The following is a 16,155-nucleotide window of genomic DNA, read 5'->3' as shown; positions in this document are numbered from 1 at the left end:
GAAAACGCTGTGTGATGGCGTGCCTTTTGTAGAATGAACCGGCGAGTTACGATTTCATGCAAGGTTAAGTTGAAGAGACGGAGCCGCAGCGAAAGCGAGTCTGAATAGGGCGCATATAGTATGAGGTCGTAGACCCGAAACCAGGTGATCTACCCATGTCCAGGGTGAAGGTAAGGTAACACTTACTGGAGGCCCGAACCCACGTACGTTGAAAAGTGCGGGGATGAGGTGTGGGTAGCGGTGAAATTCCAATCGAACCTGGAGATAGCTGGTTCTCTCCGAAATAGCTTTAGGGCTAGCCTTGAGAAAGAGTCTTGGAGGTAGAGCACTGTTTGGACGAGGGGCCCTCATCGGGTTACCGAATTCAGACAAACTCCGAATGCCAAAGACTTGATTCTCAGGAGTCAGACTGCGAGTGATAAGATCCGTAGTCGAGAGGGAAACAGCCCAGACCGCCAGCTAAGGTCCCCAAGTATCCGTTAAGTGGAAAAGGATGTGGAGTTGCTTAGACAACCAGGATGTTGGCTTAGAAGCAGCCACCATTTAAAGAGTGCGTAATAGCTCACTGGTCGAGTGACTCTGCGCCGAAAATGTATCGGGGCTAAACGGATCACCGAAGCTGCGGACTGACACCGTAGGTGTCAGTGGTAGGAGAGCGTTCCAAGGGCTGTGAAGCCAGACCGGAAGGACTGGTGGAGCGCTTGGAAGTGAGAATGCCGGTATGAGTAGCGAAAGAAGGGTGAGAATCCCTTCCACCGAATGCCTAAGGTTTCCTGAGGAAGGCTCGTCCGCTCAGGGTTAGTCGGGACCTAAGCCGAGGCTGAAAAGCGTAGGCGATGGATAACAGGTCGATATTCCTGTACCACCTCCCCGCCGTTTGAGTAATGGGGGGACGCAGGAGGATAGGGTAAGCGCGCTGCTGGATATGCGCGTCCAAGCCGTTAGGCTGAAGAGGAGGCAAATCCTTCTCTTTAAAGCGGAGCGGTGATGGCGAGGGAAATATAGTACCGAAGTTCCTGATTCCACACTGCCAAGAAAAGCCTCTAGCGAGGCGGGAGGTGCCCGTACCGCAAACCGACACAGGTAGGCGAGGAGAGAATCCTAAGGTGATCGAGAGAACTCTCGTTAAGGAACTCGGCAAAATGACCCCGTAACTTCGGGAGAAGGGGTGCTCTTTTGGGTGAAAGCCCGAGAGAGCCGCAGTGAATAGGCCCAGGCGACTGTTTAGCAAAAACACAGGTCTCTGCGAAGCCGCAAGGCGAAGTATAGGGGCTGACGCCTGCCCGGTGCTGGAAGGTTAAGAGGAGTGCTTAGGCGCAAGCCGAAGGTACGAATTGAAGCCCCAGTAAACGGCGGCCGTAACTATAACGGTCCTAAGGTAGCGAAATTCCTTGTCGGGTAAGTTCCGACCCGCACGAAAGGCGCAACGATCTGGGCACTGTCTCAACGAGAGACTCGGTGAAATTATAGTACCTGTGAAGATGCAGGTTACCCGCGACAGGACGGAAAGACCCCGTGGAGCTTTACTGCAGCCTGATATGGAATGTTGGTGCAGCTTGTACAGGATAGGTAGGAGCCGTCGAAGCAGGAGCGCCAGCTTCTGTGGAGGCATCGGTGGGATACTACCCTTGCTGTACTGACATTCTAACCCGCACCCGTGATCCGGGTGGGAGACAGTGTCAGGCAGGCAGTTTGACTGGGGCGGTCGCCTCCTAAAGAGTAACGGAGGCGCCCAAAGGTTCCCTCAGAATGGTTGGAAATCATTCGCAGAGTGTAAAGGCACAAGGGAGCTTGACTGCGAGACCTACAAGTCGAGCAGGGACGAAAGTCGGGCTTAGTGATCCGGTGGTTCCGCATGGAAGGGCCATCGCTCAACGGATAAAAGCTACCCCGGGGATAACAGGCTTATCTCCCCCAAGAGTTCACATCGACGGGGAGGTTTGGCACCTCGATGTCGGCTCATCGCATCCTGGGGCTGTAGTCGGTCCCAAGGGTTGGGCTGTTCGCCCATTAAAGCGGTACGCGAGCTGGGTTCAGAACGTCGTGAGACAGTTCGGTCCCTATCCGTCGCGGGCGCAGGAAATTTGAGAGGAGCTGTCCTTAGTACGAGAGGACCGGGATGGACGCACCGCTGGTGTACCAGTTGTCTCGCCAGAGGCATAGCTGGGTAGCTATGTGCGGAAGGGATAAGTGCTGAAAGCATCTAAGCATGAAGCCCCCCTCAAGATGAGATTTCCCTTGGTTTATACCATAAGACCCCTGAAAGATGATCAGGTTGATAGGTCTGAGGTGGAAGTGTGGCGACACATGGAGCTGACGGATACTAATCGGTCAAGGGCTTAATCAAATGAATGTTTTTCAATTACTACTTCTCTTTTATCTGGTTTTGAGGGAATGAACCTCATTAAAAGGATCTTCTGCTAAGATCGCTCACGTCCTGTGAGCAACGCAGAAGTCAGCACATCCTGTGCAAGTAGTCTGGTGACGATAGCGAAGAGGTCACACCCGTTCCCATCTCGAACACGGCAGTTAAGCTCTTCAGCGCCGATGGTAGTAAGGGGCTTCCCCTTGTGAGAGCAGGACGTTGCCAGGCGATCAAGACATCCAAATGTGGGTGTCTTTTTTATTTAAACCGAAGGTTTATACATTATGAAGTAGCCTGAAAAATTATCCTCTTAAACAAGCGAGGATCAGGAGGACCAAGAAGATCAAGGAAGTGAGGGAGAGAGACTCGGAATGGGCTATGCCCATGAGAATCGATCGAGTGAAACTGACGAAGAGACGTTAAAAAAGTAAAAATTAATATAAATGAGAAGTACAATTATAAAGTTTACAATCCCAGCTCCCATTTATATTTTGAAGAATTGTGAGGGAAGTATTTTCTATATAAGTTGTTGGAAACTTTTCAGGTAACAAATATTGCAATGTAAGCCCAATTAAAGCGCCGTGGCTAACTATGAGAATTCTTTTTCCTTTATGCAAGCTGGCGATTTCTTCTATGAATTCAATTCCTCTACTAGCTACATCTGCAAATCTTTCCATTCCTAGGTCTAACTTACGCCAATCCATTCCCCATTTATTAATCCATTCTTCCTCAGTAGTTCCTTCAATTTCTCCGCAATTTATTTCTCGAATTCGCTTATCTGAAATCTGGATTGGTAAATTTATTTTATTACCTATAATCTTTGCGGTTTCAATCGCTCTCGATAAATCACTTGTAATCATCAAGTCCCAACTTTCTCCAGTTGAAAGCCTGTCTCCAAGTTTTATCGCTTGTTTTATACCCTCTTCATTTAAATGAATATCTGATATGCCTTGTGCCTTCCCAAGATAGTTCCACTCAGTAATACCATGTCTAATTAATCCGATAGTCGTCAATAATCACACCTCTGGGTATATTTGATTCAGGTAAAGATTTAACTGGACAAACCCATTTCAGAATAAAAATAAGTTAAGTTTTGTGACGAGAGGGCTGTTTTGGCTAAATCCATATCATACCCATAATTTCCCATGGCCTGTAAAATAGAAGCGATCCTATCTTGTCTTTTCCTTCTTATATTTGATTCTAATTGTATCTCTAAAGGGACTGTAGGGATTAAGTATTCTCCAATCCGAACGTTTTTAGAAAGATTCCAAATGTATTTACCACCTTCCCATATGCCATCACCTGTTAAAGAGTCAGGGATTCCGGCTGAATTAGAAATATGAACAACCTCTACGTTGCAACTATTAATTTCCCATCTAGCTTTTGTCCATGAAAAACCTGAAGGGAATATTTGCTCAAAGACTGGTTCTTCTATAGAAGATAACCAATCATTACTATTTCGATTTGTACATTTTGTGGAAAGGGAAAACTGATTAAGAAGTTCAGCGAATTGTGATACTCCTTCCTTATGTTTAACGTAAATATCAATATCCCCCGGTTCCATTATGCACCCTTGTAAGACAGAACCTGCTGATCCAACTAATATCCAGTCAATTTTAGTGTCAGATTGAAAATAAATTTCACATACTTTTTCTAAAGTACCTTTCCAATGCACATTCATTTATCTCACGCTACCTTTTTTATCCAACCCAATATTTTAAAACTTATACTTGGTAGTTCTCCATATAAACAAAAAAACCTTTAATATGGTGCAATTATTATTGTATATTTTTGCTTATAAGGGACAAATTACCTATGTGGAGGTGATTAGGGTGGATAACAAAAATAAACGTAATCAAAATCGTAATAACAACGCTAGAAACAACAACAATAACAATATAAACAATGAGTTTAATGAAGAAAATGTAAATGTTGAATTCGCAGCTGAAAATGATGCGCAGGATCTAATCGATAACGATAAAAGAAATCGTAATGACAATTGCTAGTAATAGAAAAAAGGGATGGCTCATGCTATCCCTTTTTTTTTTGATAAGAATAACAAGATTTTGGATGAGTAAAATGTTTATGGGCAAAAATAGCATTTCCTATATTATCGAGTATTAGAAAAATATAAAGAGCCGCCGTTATAGAAGCCACAAGAGGAAATCTTTAGCTTCTTAGTCAGAGGGCAAATATCCCAATCCACTATCCATTAAAGGCCTTGCCGGATTTTAAACTTAGTAGGATCATTCTCCCTGTCCTCCTTGAATAACATCTTTTCATTAGCTAAACTAATTAATAGAATAAACTCTTGCAACGAATCTACAGGAAATAGCGAATGGAAAAATCTTGTTACGCCTACGCTAGAATCCTCTAAGGAGAAGAAAAATGAGAGAAGAAGAAAAAATATTTAAAGGAATCCTTTTTGCACCTGGAGAGCCGGAGTTAAAAAAAATAAAGCTAAGAACCCATAACCTGTGTTCAGAATATAATCGAACATTTGAAGATGAAACTGAAAAAAGACAAGCGATCATTTCAAATATTTTCCATGAGATTGGAGAGAATGGCCGTCTACAAGGCCCTATTTATATCCACTACGGAAAACATACAGAAATTGGCGATCACTTCTTTGCAAACTTTAATTTAACTATTCAAGATGATGCGCGAGTCGATATTGGTGATCATTGTAGTTTCGGCCCAAATGTGACTATTGTTACACCCGTACACCCAATGCTTCCGGATGAACGCCGCGCAATTATGGATAAAGACGGTGTGCGGAAGCATATGTGTTATGCAAAGCCTGTTAAAGTTGGTAATGATTGCTGGTTTGGAGCAAATGTCGTTGTTTGTCCAGGAGTAACAATCGGGGATAATTGCGTGATTGGGGCAGGAAGTGTGGTTGTGAAGGACATTCCAAGCAATAGCTTTGCAGCTGGCAACCCATGCAGAGTAATCCGAGAAATCACTGAACGAGACAGCATGATACATAAACCAGAAATTTTGGATGACAATAGAATTATAGAATAAGAAAATTGCATACAAATTTTATAAAAATTTCAGCAAGGAGAAAGTTGCATAAAAATAGTTGACTTAATCCAATGTTTAATTGTTGTTGCAGAATTGTCTATATATGCTATAGTGAGAATATATATGATATTTCACCACTAGGGGAGCCTTTTTGAGGCTGAGACGCATTTTGCGGACCCTTAGAACCTGATCTGGTTCATACCAGCGTAGGGAAGTGGGTCTGCTTTTATTTATAATTATTTAAGCAAACCGCTTCCAACGCTCGTTTAGGAAGCGGTTTTTTCGTGGTAAATATCGTTAAAGTTCATTAAGAAAGTGAGGAGCTTTTATGCAAGAATACAAATTCCTTAAGAAATTAAGAAGTGAAAATCCGCTTGTTCATTGTATAACGAATATCGTTGTTGCCAATTTCCAAGCGAATGGACTTTTGGCGCTTGGGGCATCGCCTATTATGGCAGATGCTATTGAAGAGGTTGCGGAGATGTCGGCCATTTCAAGTTGTACTGTACTGAATATTGGAACGTTGAGGCGAGATACTGTGACTGCTATGTTATTAGCAGGAAAAAGTGCAAATGAACAGGGTGTTCCCGTAGTACTCGATCCAGTAGGAGCTGGAGCAACGGTCTTTAGAAAGGAAACAGTCAGTAAGATCCTTAAAGAGATCAATATTTCCTTAATAAGATGTAATGCTGGCGAATTGGCTGCTATTGCTGGCATTGAGTGGAGTGCTCGCGGTGTCGATGCTGGAGAAGGACAGGCGGATATTTCTACTATTGCGAAAGAAATGGCTCAAAAGCTAGGTTGTCTCATTGCCGTAACAGGTGAAATAGATATTTTAACTGATGGTACTAGATTGCTAGAAATTTCGGGAGGGCATTCTTTAATGTCTAAGGTGACAGGTTCTGGTTGTTTATTAAGTGCGGTAGCGGGAGCCTTTTTAGCCATTAGTAATAAAAATGATTTTGAGGCAGTTGCAGAGGCATTAAGCTTTTATAAAAAGGCCGGAGAAAGCGCATCAGAAAATGCTAGTGCGCCTGGCCAGTTTGCAGTACATTTTTTAGATGAATTAGCAAACTAAAAACATCAAGAGGAGGTACTTAAATGACAAACGTAGCTATGACGATTGCAGGATCTGACAGTGGAGGAGGGGCAGGAATTCAAGCCGATTTAAAAACTTTTCAAGAATTAGGAGTGTTTGGTACATCAGCATTGACAGCTGTAACTGCGCAAAATACTCTTGGTGTTCATGATGTTTTCCCAATTGATCCTAATGGGGTGAAAGCGCAAATACAAGCGATTATGGATGATTTCCACGTACGAGCAATTAAGACGGGGATGTTATTTTCTGCAAATATTATCTACGAGGTTGCTAGCATATTGAAAGAATATGAATCTCCCGCAATAATTATAGATCCCGTTATGGTCGCAAAAGGTGGAGCATCACTTTTACAAGAGGAATCCATTCAAGCGTTGAATCAACATTTATTACCAATGGCAACAGTCGTCACTCCTAATATACCAGAAGCAGAAATACTTGCAGACATGAAGATAGAAAACGATTGTGACGTGGAAGAAGCAGGAAAACGTCTGTTAAATATGGGAGCGAAAGCAGTCGTGATGAAAGGCGGTCATCTAAAAAATAAAACTTACTCAGAGGATTTATTCTTAGCCGCTGATGGGACAAGATTTACTCTTCGATCGAAGAGAATTCATACTGAAGATACGCATGGGACAGGTTGCACGTTCTCGGCAGCGATAGCAGCCTTTATGGCAAAAGGAAAGTCCGTTCAAAACGCTGTAGTCGAAGCGAAAATATTCATTCACGCAGCCATTGGCAATGGTCTTAATCTAGGAAATGGTCACGGGCCGACTAATCATTGGGCATATAGGCTTCATGGAGAAAAGGCTAGGAAGGATGTGATCATCGTTGAATAAAGAGATTTTAAAGCTATATTTCATAATGGGTAGTATGAATGCAAAATCTCCATTAGATGTATTAGAAGCAGCCTTGCAAGGCGGAATTACTTGCTTTCAATTAAGGGAAAAAGGCGACCATTCTTTACAAGGGAATGAAAAATATTTATTTGCGAAGAAATGTAAAGAGCTTTGTCAACGATATAATGTCCCGTTTATTATTAATGATGATGTGGAACTTGCAATCGCGCTGAATGCAGATGGAATTCATATTGGGCAGGAAGACGAAAAAGCAGAAGTTGTTCGAGAGCTGATCGGTCCAACTAAAATATTGGGTGTATCTGTACATAATCCTGATGAAGCTTTTATCGCTTTCAAAAATGGAGCTGATTATGTCGGAATGGGACCTGTTTACCCGACCTCTTCAAAAAGCGATGCGAAGGCGCCTGCAGGAACGAGTATGATTAAAAGGGTAGCCCAATTATATCCAAGTCTACCAATAGTTGGTATTGGTGGGATCACAGAAAGTAATTTTACGCCTGTTATAAAAGCAGGTGGTCTAGGAGTTGCCGTCATATCAGCAATTGCATCATCTGAGCAACCGGCGGAAATAGCAAAAGGTTTTCTTGAAAAAATAAATAGCTCCTTAAGAAGGGCGAGAGGATAACATGAACACAAGAAAAATGATCATAATGACGATGTTTGTGGCCATTGCCGTTGCAGGTTCTATTTTTGTTTCTTTCCCAGCGGGGATCGCTCGTGCCTATCCAATTCAGCATGCGGTTAATGTGATTGCGGCTGTTACTTTAGGACCTATACCAGCAGTAATTATCGCCTTTTTAACAGGGCTTGTTCGGGTGTTAACAGGAACGGGTTCCCTTTTAGCGTTTCCAGGGGGGATGATAGGAGCTTTGCTCGCGGGAGTTTTATATAAGAAGTATAAAAAGGTATGGACGGCTGGGGTTGGTGAACTAATCGGAACAGGCTTTATCGCTTCGTTATTTGCTGTACCATATGCAAAAATATTAATGGGTACAACAGTATCAGCATTCTTTTTCTTTCCGCCATTTCTTGTATCAAGCGCTAGCGGAATGGCGCTTGGAATCCTTCTTGCAGCTAGATTGAAAAGGGCTGGCGTATTAAATCATATAAATCCATTATCCGACTAAGATCAGGGGGAGCGATTGCTCTCCTTATTTTTTAAAAAAACTTTCATACTTTTCGAATTCATTTCTGTTTTTAGGGTATAGGTATATAGATATAGTATGAAGATTTTCCAACTAGAATGGGGGATTCAATGTTAGAAAATAGTTTTGTGATGGTGACCATCATTTTAGTAATTAATATTGTTTATGTATCATTTTTTACCGTTCGAATGATTTTGACACTGAAAGGCTATCGCTACATGGCGGCTTTTATCAGTATGATAGAGGTCGTTATTTACGTAGTAGGTCTTGGTCTTGTATTAGACAATCTGAATGAAATACAAAATCTAATTGCATATGCGGTTGGCTATGGGCTAGGTGTTTTAGTAGGCACTAAAATTGAAGAGAAAATGGCTCTTGGTTATATTACTGTCAATGTGATTACAAAAGAGTATGATAAAGATCTACCCAAACTTTTACGCGATGCTGGCTATGGAGTAACCAGTTGGGTGGCGCAAGGATTAGAAGGAGATCGGATGGCACTCCAAGTTTTAACACCAAGGAAAATGGAGTTGAAACTTTATCAGACGATTAAGGAACTGGATCCGAAAGCATTCATTATTGTGTATGAAGCTAAAACGATTTTTGGAGGGTTTTGGGTAAAAGCTGTTAAGAAAGGTAGGCTACATCGTGAAAAAGGAGTTTGAAGTCTTGGATAATGAAACAATTGAGGATTGTTTAACAAGAATGCAAAAGGAGGGATACACTCCAGTGAAACGAACAGAAAAACCAATTTTCAAAGAAGAAATACATAATGGACAGACTGATTATATTCCAATTGGCAGGAAAATTATTTTTAAAGGTGAAAAGTTAGTCTAAATACGAACGATTATAACAGCAAATGAAAAAAATGTTCGATTTTTAAATTGACAGAATCTCCTCATATTTGATATGATGAAGCTGTCATTGAAAGAACATTACAATTTTAACTGGATCGTTTCAATGAAAGAAATGACATACCATGAAAAATAAGGTGGTGTGAGTGAAGCTAAATCAAACTAAAGTGTTTTCATTTTAAGTATGTTGGTATAGCGTAACTCCACCCCTTTTCCTTTTTTGCCCTCATATATAATGGGAATAGGGCCCATAAGTTTCTACCTGATTACCGTAAATAATCAGACTATGAGGAAAGTCGTATTTGGGAAGCATTTGGATGCCTTTTCAAATGTTGTTATTAAGCCCAGATAGGTTACTTTCTTTATAAAAGTAATCTATTCGGGTTTTTTTATCCCGCATTAACTGGCTGTAAGACCCCCACTTCAAGAATTCGAGGAGTATCCAAGTATTGTAAGTGGGGGATCAACAGCCAGTAAAAGCCCGATTGGTTCAACTAACAATCAGTGGGGGATAAAAAAAACCCCCACTGATTGAAGTTTCACTTTATTTAAATTTAGACGGGGAGATGAATAATAAATGAAACCCGAAATTGGAATCATTATGGGCAGTACATCCGATTGGGAGACGATGAAACAAGCCTGTGATATTTTAGAAGAATTAAAGATTCCTTATGAGAAAAAGGTTGTATCTGCTCATCGAACACCTGATTATATGTTTGATTATGCAGAATCAGCAAAGGAAAGAGGATTAAAGGTGATTATTGCAGGAGCAGGCGGAGCTGCACATTTACCAGGAATGGTAGCAGCTAAAACGGTATTGCCTGTTATAGGCGTCCCTGTAGAATCAAAGTCTTTGAAAGGAATGGATTCTCTACTATCCATTGTGCAAATGCCTGGGGGAGTTCCAGTTGCTACAGTAGCGATTGGTAAAGCTGGAGCTGTAAATGCAGGACTTCTCGCTGCACAAATATTAGGGACAGAAAACAAAGAAATTCAGGACCGGTTAGAGAATAGAAGAAATGATTTAAAACAAGTCGTACTGGAAAGTAGTGATCAGCTTGTCTAATAGGATGATCGAACCTGGACAGACAATTGGAATTATTGGCGGAGGCCAGCTAGGAAAAATGATGGCATTATCCGCTAAAGAGGCTGGATTTCGAGTCGTGATCCTGGAACCATCTTTAGATTCACCCGCTGGGCAAGTTGCGGATGCGCAAATAATCGCATCGTATGATGATAAAAGTGCTCTTTTATCACTGGCAGAAGAGAGTGACGTTATTACATATGAATTTGAAAACATTGATTATGAAGCTTTAGATTGGTTGGCAAGCAAAACTTATATTCCTCAAGGTGCCGAACTTATTAAGATTACTCAAGATCGTATTTTGGAAAAACAAACATTAGTGGATGCAGGTGTAAAAGTCGCTCCTTATGATGCGATTTATAATCAAGAACAGCTATTGGAAGGATTAAAAACGATTGGGTACCCATCTGTTCTAAAAACATCTCGTGGCGGCTATGATGGGAAAGGCCAAATCGTAATTAGAGGCAATGAGGAACTAGATGAAGCAGCAACGCTTCTCGAAAGTGGTCCGTGTGTATTAGAAAAATGGATTCCTTTTGAAAAGGAAATCTCTGTTGTGATGACAAGAAGTACCACTGGTGAGTTGAGCTATTTTCCAATCGGGGAAAATATTCACGTTAATAATATTTTACATGAAACAATCGTTCCAGCGAGAATTACAGTCGAGATGGAAACAAAAGTCAATCAATTAGCCAAGCAAATCGCCGACCAACTTAATCTAATTGGAACACTAGCTGTTGAGATGTTTTTAACTAGTGATGGTGAAATCTTCGTCAATGAGCTAGCTCCAAGACCGCATAATTCTGGTCATTATACGATTGAAGCTTGTACGATCTCTCAATTTGGTCAACATATAAGAGCGGTTTGCGGATGGCCTCTCCAAGAGGTTAGATTATTGAAACCAGCCATTATGGTCAATATATTAGGTCAACATGTACAAAAAGTTATTAAAGAAATTCCGAAAAATCCCCGCTGGTCGATTCACTTCTATGGAAAAAATGAAGCGAAACATAATCGGAAAATGGGGCATATTACAGTTTTAACTGAAGATTTGGAAATGGACTTGAAAAAATTTGATGCTACAAATATCTGGTTTGAGGAGAAGTAAATTACATTCTGATCAATAGAGAGGGGAAAATTTCATGTATAAAGTGAAAGTCTTCGTAAGCTTAAAGGAAAGTGTAATCGATCCGCAAGGGACGGCCACAAAGTCGGCACTGCAAAAGCTAGATTTCTCTGAAGTTGAACAAGTTCGTGTTGGCAAGTTCATTGAATTAACACTGAACAAAACGGATAAAAATATCGAAGAAGCAGTTCATGAAATGTGTAAAAGTTTGCTAGTAAACGAGGAAGTCGAAGAATATGCTTTTGAAGTCGAGGAGGTTCAAGGGAAGTGAAGATAGCGATCGTAGTATTTCCTGGAACCAGTTGTGAAGCGGATGTTCGTAGTGTAATTGAAAATAATCTGGAAATACCAGCTGAATATGTGGGCCATGATTGTAATAATCTCGATTCTTTTGATGTTATCCTCCTTCCAGGCGGTGCTTCCTATGGTGATGCACTTCGACCTGGGGCGATCGCGGCTAGACAGCCAGTAATGAAGGCGATTCAAGAAGCGGCAGAAGCTGGGAAAACGGTACTAGGTATAGGCAATGGTTTTCAAATCCTTTTGGAATCAGGTCTCTTACCAGGGGTACTGCTGAAAAATAGTAATCTCAAATTTATATGTAAATCTATGAAACTAAAGGTTGTCAACAACGATACTATGTTTACAGCAAATTTTGAAGAAGCCGAAGTTATCTCGATACCAATTGCCCATGGATATGGTCAATATTATTGTGATCGAGATACTCTAAATATGTTACAAAATAACGATCAAATTGCTTTTACATATGTAAGTGAAAATCCTGGTGAAAGTATTGAAAATATTGCCGGAATAATCAATCAAGCAGGAAATGTACTGGGAATGATGCCACACCCAGAGCGTGCAACGGATTTATTATTCGGTAGCACAGATGGTTTAAGGATTTTTCAATCAATCGTTCGAAATAGGAGGGTGTCACATGACTAATGAACCAACTCCCACACAAATAAAAGAAGCTCAAATTTACCGTGAAATGGGCATGACCGATGAAGAATTTACTCTTGCAGAGGAAATGTTGGGAAGAACGCCTAATTATACAGAGACAGGTCTATTTTCTGTCATGTGGTCAGAACATTGCAGTTATAAAAATTCAAAACCGATTTTGAAAAAGTTTCCAACAGAAGGAAAACAAGTACTGCAAGGGCCCGGTGAAGGTGCAGGGATCGTGGATATTGGTGATAACCAAGCAGTCGTTTTCAAAATTGAAAGTCATAATTCCCCCTCTGCGATTGAGCCGTATGAAGGTGCAGCAACAGGAGTCGGCGGTATTATCCGTGATGTTTTTTCAATGGGAGCAAAACCGATTGCTTCCTTAAATTCTTTAAGATTTGGAGAATTGGATTCACCGCGAGTACGTTATTTATTGGAAAAAGCAGTTCAAGGCATTGGAGACTACGGAAATAAATTAGGTGTTCCTACTGTAGGGGGAGAAATTCAATTTGATCCAGCCTACGAATCTAATCCACTTGTAAATGCTATGGTTGTTGGTTTGATCAATCATGAAGATATGCAAAAAGGGCAGGCAAAAGGTGTCGGCAACCCAGTCATGTATGTCGGCTCCAAAACAGGTCGTGATGGAATCCATGGAGCAACATTCTCCTCATCCGAACTTGCTGATGAGGAAGAAAAGCAGGAAAGAGCAGCCGTTCAAGCAGGTGATCCTTTTACGGAAAAATTACTAATGGATGCCTGTCTTGAACTTGTAAAATCGGATGCACTAATTGGTATCCAAGACATGGGAGCTGCTGGTTTAACAAGTTCGGCAGCAGAAATGGCTAGTAAAGCAGGATCAGGAATTGAAATGAATCTTGATTTAATTCCTCAACGTGAAGAGAATATGACCCCATATGAAATGATGCTATCAGAGTCACAAGAGAGGATGCTCCTTGTCATCGAGAAAGGTCATGAACAAGAAGTTGTCGATCTTTTTAAAAAATATGATCTTGAAGCTGTCGTAGTAGGGGTAGTTACAGATGATCAAATGTTCCGTTTGCTTCATAAAGGAAAAGTAGTAGCAGAGGTTCCAGCAGATGCTTTAGCTGAGGATGCACCTGTTTATCATAAGCCATCAAAAGAGCCTAATTATTATCATGAATATAAAAAAATGGCTGTCGACATTCCAAAAGTGTCTGATTATAAAGAGACGTTAGTACAATTATTATCACAGCCTACAATTGCAAGTAAAGAATGGATTTATAGTCAATATGATCAGCATGTCGGCGGCAATACAGTTGTCAGTCCTGGATCAGATGCAGCGGTAGTTCGAATTGAAGGAACAAGAAAGGCTATCGCCATCACGACAGACTGTAATGCTAGATATATTTATCTTGATCCAGAAACTGGTGGGAAAATTGCCGTAGCGGAAGCAGCTCGAAATGTCGTTTGCTCAGGAGCTGAGCCACTTGCCATTACTGATGGTCTCAATTATGGTAGCCCTGAAAAACCAGAAATATTTTGGCAACTAGAAAAATCTGCTGATGGCATTAGTCAAGCTTGTCGTGCATTAAATAGTCCTGTCATTAGTGGGAATGTATCGCTTTTCAATGAAAAGGGTGGCAAAGCTATTTATCCAACACCCATCATTGGCATGGTTGGGCTCGTAAAAGATTTAGCTCATATTACAACGCAAACTTTTAAATCTGTTGATGATCTTATTTACATCATCGGCGAAACGAAGCCTGAATTTGGTGGTAGTGAACTGCAAAAGATGATTCAAGGGGATATTTTCGGAAAGGCACCTGAATTGGATTTGACGAAAGAAGTAACGAGGCAAAAGCAAATATTAAAGGCTATTCGGAATGGGGTCGTAGCTTCTGCTCACGATGTATCTGAAGGTGGGGCAGCTGTTGCAATCGCTGAGTCTCTATTTGGCACTAACTTAGGAGCAACTGTAACGCTTGAGGGTGATCCGACATCAGCATTATTTTCCGAAACACAATCACGATTTATTCTTTCAGTTAAAAAAGAACATCAACAATCATTTGAAGAACTAGTAGAGGATGCTCGATTAATTGGGACTGTTACCGAAGCTCCTTCACTCTTTATTCATAACGATGGGAAAGTCCTCGTTAACACTACTGTCCAAGAGTTAGAAACAGCTTGGAAAGGAGCCATTCCATGTTTGCTGAAATGAGAGGGCTAAACGAGGAATGTGGCGTTTTCGGGGTTTGGGGTCATCATGATGCAGCGCAAATAACCTACTATGGGCTACACAGTTTACAGCATCGGGGACAGGAAGGAGCCGGGATTGTTGTCACAGACGGTCAAAGGCTCAAAGGAATACGTGGTGAAGGTCTTGTTAATGATGTGTTCGATGAGAAGAAGTTGGCGACACTCACTGGGAAAAGCGCCATTGGACATGTGAAATATGGTGGGGCAGATAAGGGCGGGATTGAAAATGTTCAGCCCCTCCTATTCCATTCCCAAAGTGGAAGCTTGGCTCTTGCACAAAACGGCAATTTAATTAATGCGTTAGATTTAAAACATCAATTAGAAATGCAAGGGAGTATATTCCAATCGACATCTGATACAGAGGTTCTTGCTCACCTTATTAAGCGGAGTGGGTATCTTGCTCTGAAAGATAAAATGAAAAATGCCCTTTCGATGGTAAAAGGTGCTTATGCATTAGTTTTATTAACAGAAGATGAATTAATCATTGCTCTTGATCCGAATGGGTTACGCCCATTATCAATTGGACGCATTGGAGATACGTACTGTGTTTCATCCGAGACTTGTGCTTTTGATCTAATTGGAGCAGAATTTGTGCGAGATGTTGAACCTGGTGAATTAATCATTATTAATGATGATGGGCTTTATGCAGAGCCGTTTGCATTTTCAACTTCACGAGCGGTTTGCACGATGGAATATGTTTATTTTTCAAGACCTGACAGTGATATTCAAGGAATTAATATTCATACAGCAAGGAAAAACCTTGGGAAAGTGTTAGCTAGCGAAGCCAATATTAGTGGAGATGTTGTAACCGGTGTCCCTGATTCAAGTATTTCCGCCGCAATTGGTTTTGCAGAAAAGGCGGGAATTCCGTATGAAATGGGCTTGATTAAAAACCGTTATGTAGGGAGAACGTTTATTAAGCCATCCCAAGAACTTCGGGAACAAGGTGTGAAAATGAAACTCTCACCTGTTCGAAAAGTCGTTGAAGGCAAGCGAGTCATTATGGTTGATGATTCCATCGTACGAGGAACAACAAGTAAGCGCATCGTGACTATGCTGAAAGAAGCTGGTGCGCTTGAAGTACATGTCTGTATTAGTTCACCGCCGATGAAACATCCATGTTTTTACGGAATTGATGTTTCTACTCATGAGGAATTAATGGCTTCTGCCCATAGTGTCGAAGAAATGCGGGAGATCATTGGAGCTGATTCCCTTACATTTTTAAGTGTAGAAGGGATGCTAGAAGCGATTGGGCGAAAAGGGATTGATAAAAATTGTGGTCAGTGTCTCGCGTGTTTTACCGGAGAATACCCTACAGAAATTTATCCTGATACTCTTTTACCTTATCAAAAAGAGTTAAGTAGATAAGAAACACAGGAAATTCCTAGAATATGATTAGGAGGCTGCAA

At 41.2% G+C, this 16,155-nt stretch carries 16 protein-coding genes, 2 rRNA genes and 2 riboswitches; of the genes, 16 read left to right on the top strand and 2 right to left on the bottom strand.

Annotated features, from left to right (window positions below; genetic code table 11):
* Window positions 1–2,341 (top strand): 23S ribosomal RNA (locus BN1243_RS21380).
* Between the two features lie 136 nt (window positions 2,342–2,477).
* Window positions 2,478–2,593: ribosomal RNA gene (gene rrf / locus BN1243_RS09440) — 5S ribosomal RNA — on the top strand.
* Between the two features lie 206 nt (window positions 2,594–2,799).
* Here rrf and BN1243_RS09435 read toward each other — a convergent pair.
* The gene (locus BN1243_RS09435; protein WP_062106240.1) at window positions 2,800–3,378 is read right to left on the bottom strand and encodes a histidine phosphatase family protein; all 579 of its coding nucleotides are present in this window, start codon (window positions 3,376–3,378) and stop codon (window positions 2,800–2,802) included.
* A gap of 38 nt (window positions 3,379–3,416) precedes the next feature.
* Window positions 3,417–4,046, bottom strand: coding sequence for a nucleotidyltransferase family protein (locus BN1243_RS09430; protein ID WP_062106238.1), 630 nt, complete (start codon window positions 4,044–4,046; stop codon window positions 3,417–3,419).
* A 151-nt stretch (window positions 4,047–4,197) separates the two neighbouring features.
* On the opposite strand from BN1243_RS09430, the gene BN1243_RS22310 reads away from it, so the two are divergent.
* From BN1243_RS22310 to purF, 14 genes are all read left to right on the top strand, one after another.
* The gene (locus tag BN1243_RS22310; protein WP_195892099.1) at window positions 4,198–4,371 is read left to right on the top strand and encodes a hypothetical protein; all 174 of its coding nucleotides are present in this window, start codon (window positions 4,198–4,200) and stop codon (window positions 4,369–4,371) included.
* Between the two features lie 382 nt (window positions 4,372–4,753).
* On the top strand, window positions 4,754–5,392 hold the full coding sequence (locus BN1243_RS09425; RefSeq protein ID WP_062106236.1) for a sugar O-acetyltransferase: 639 nt from the start codon (window positions 4,754–4,756) through the stop codon (window positions 5,390–5,392).
* Between the two features lie 129 nt (window positions 5,393–5,521).
* Window positions 5,522–5,622: riboswitch (TPP riboswitch) on the top strand.
* Between the two features lie 98 nt (window positions 5,623–5,720).
* Complete coding sequence (gene thiM / locus BN1243_RS09420; protein WP_062106234.1) at window positions 5,721–6,470, top strand: hydroxyethylthiazole kinase; 750 nt, start codon at window positions 5,721–5,723, stop codon at window positions 6,468–6,470.
* Between the two features lie 23 nt (window positions 6,471–6,493).
* Window positions 6,494–7,327 carry a bifunctional hydroxymethylpyrimidine kinase/phosphomethylpyrimidine kinase gene (thiD, locus tag BN1243_RS09415; RefSeq protein ID WP_062106232.1) on the top strand — a complete coding sequence of 278 codons (834 nt, stop codon included), beginning with the start codon at window positions 6,494–6,496 and terminating at the stop codon, window positions 7,325–7,327.
* On the top strand, window positions 7,320–7,973 hold the full coding sequence (gene thiE, locus BN1243_RS09410) for a thiamine phosphate synthase (RefSeq protein ID WP_268258068.1): 654 nt from the start codon (window positions 7,320–7,322) through the stop codon (window positions 7,971–7,973). Before thiD ends, thiE begins: the two co-directional genes overlap by 8 nt.
* Window position 7,974: 1 nt before the next feature.
* On the top strand, window positions 7,975–8,475 hold the full coding sequence (gene thiW / locus BN1243_RS09405) for an energy coupling factor transporter S component ThiW (protein ID WP_062106230.1): 501 nt from the start codon (window positions 7,975–7,977) through the stop codon (window positions 8,473–8,475).
* A gap of 116 nt (window positions 8,476–8,591) precedes the next feature.
* Window positions 8,592–9,158, top strand: a complete 567-nt coding sequence (locus tag BN1243_RS09400) for a DUF2179 domain-containing protein (RefSeq protein ID WP_407638853.1) — start codon at window positions 8,592–8,594, stop codon at window positions 9,156–9,158.
* Window positions 9,142–9,330 carry an NETI motif-containing protein gene (locus BN1243_RS09395; RefSeq protein ID WP_062106226.1) on the top strand — a complete coding sequence of 63 codons (189 nt, stop codon included), beginning with the start codon at window positions 9,142–9,144 and terminating at the stop codon, window positions 9,328–9,330. The genes BN1243_RS09400 and BN1243_RS09395 overlap by 17 nt, the downstream gene beginning before the upstream one ends.
* A 223-nt stretch (window positions 9,331–9,553) precedes the next feature.
* Window positions 9,554–9,654: riboswitch (purine riboswitch) on the top strand.
* A 270-nt stretch (window positions 9,655–9,924) separates the two neighbouring features.
* Window positions 9,925–10,413, top strand: a complete 489-nt coding sequence (purE, locus tag BN1243_RS09390; RefSeq protein WP_062106224.1) for a 5-(carboxyamino)imidazole ribonucleotide mutase — start codon at window positions 9,925–9,927, stop codon at window positions 10,411–10,413.
* Window positions 10,406–11,539, top strand: coding sequence for a 5-(carboxyamino)imidazole ribonucleotide synthase (gene purK / locus BN1243_RS09385; RefSeq protein ID WP_062106222.1), 1,134 nt, complete (start codon window positions 10,406–10,408; stop codon window positions 11,537–11,539). Before purE ends, purK begins: the two co-directional genes overlap by 8 nt.
* A 34-nt stretch (window positions 11,540–11,573) precedes the next feature.
* Window positions 11,574–11,828, top strand: coding sequence for a phosphoribosylformylglycinamidine synthase subunit PurS (gene purS, locus BN1243_RS09380; protein WP_062106219.1), 255 nt, complete (start codon window positions 11,574–11,576; stop codon window positions 11,826–11,828).
* Complete coding sequence (purQ, locus tag BN1243_RS09375; protein ID WP_062106217.1) at window positions 11,825–12,502, top strand: phosphoribosylformylglycinamidine synthase subunit PurQ; 678 nt, start codon at window positions 11,825–11,827, stop codon at window positions 12,500–12,502. The genes purS and purQ overlap by 4 nt, the downstream gene beginning before the upstream one ends.
* A complete protein-coding gene (gene purL / locus BN1243_RS09370; RefSeq protein ID WP_062106216.1) occupies window positions 12,495–14,708 on the top strand; it encodes a phosphoribosylformylglycinamidine synthase subunit PurL in 2,214 nt (737 codons plus the stop codon). The genes purQ and purL overlap by 8 nt, the downstream gene beginning before the upstream one ends.
* The gene (purF, locus tag BN1243_RS09365; protein ID WP_062106214.1) at window positions 14,693–16,114 is read left to right on the top strand and encodes an amidophosphoribosyltransferase; all 1,422 of its coding nucleotides are present in this window, start codon (window positions 14,693–14,695) and stop codon (window positions 16,112–16,114) included. Before purL ends, purF begins: the two co-directional genes overlap by 16 nt.
* Window positions 16,115–16,155 lie beyond the last annotated feature (41 nt).

The sequence above is a fragment of the Bacillus niameyensis genome (assembly GCF_001375535.1).
In the GTDB taxonomy this organism is placed as follows: Bacteria; Bacillota; Bacilli; order Bacillales; family Bacillaceae_C; genus Lederbergia; species Lederbergia niameyensis.
The sequence above is the reverse complement of the archived record's forward strand: the minus strand, read 5'-3'. Positions and strand labels throughout refer to the sequence as shown.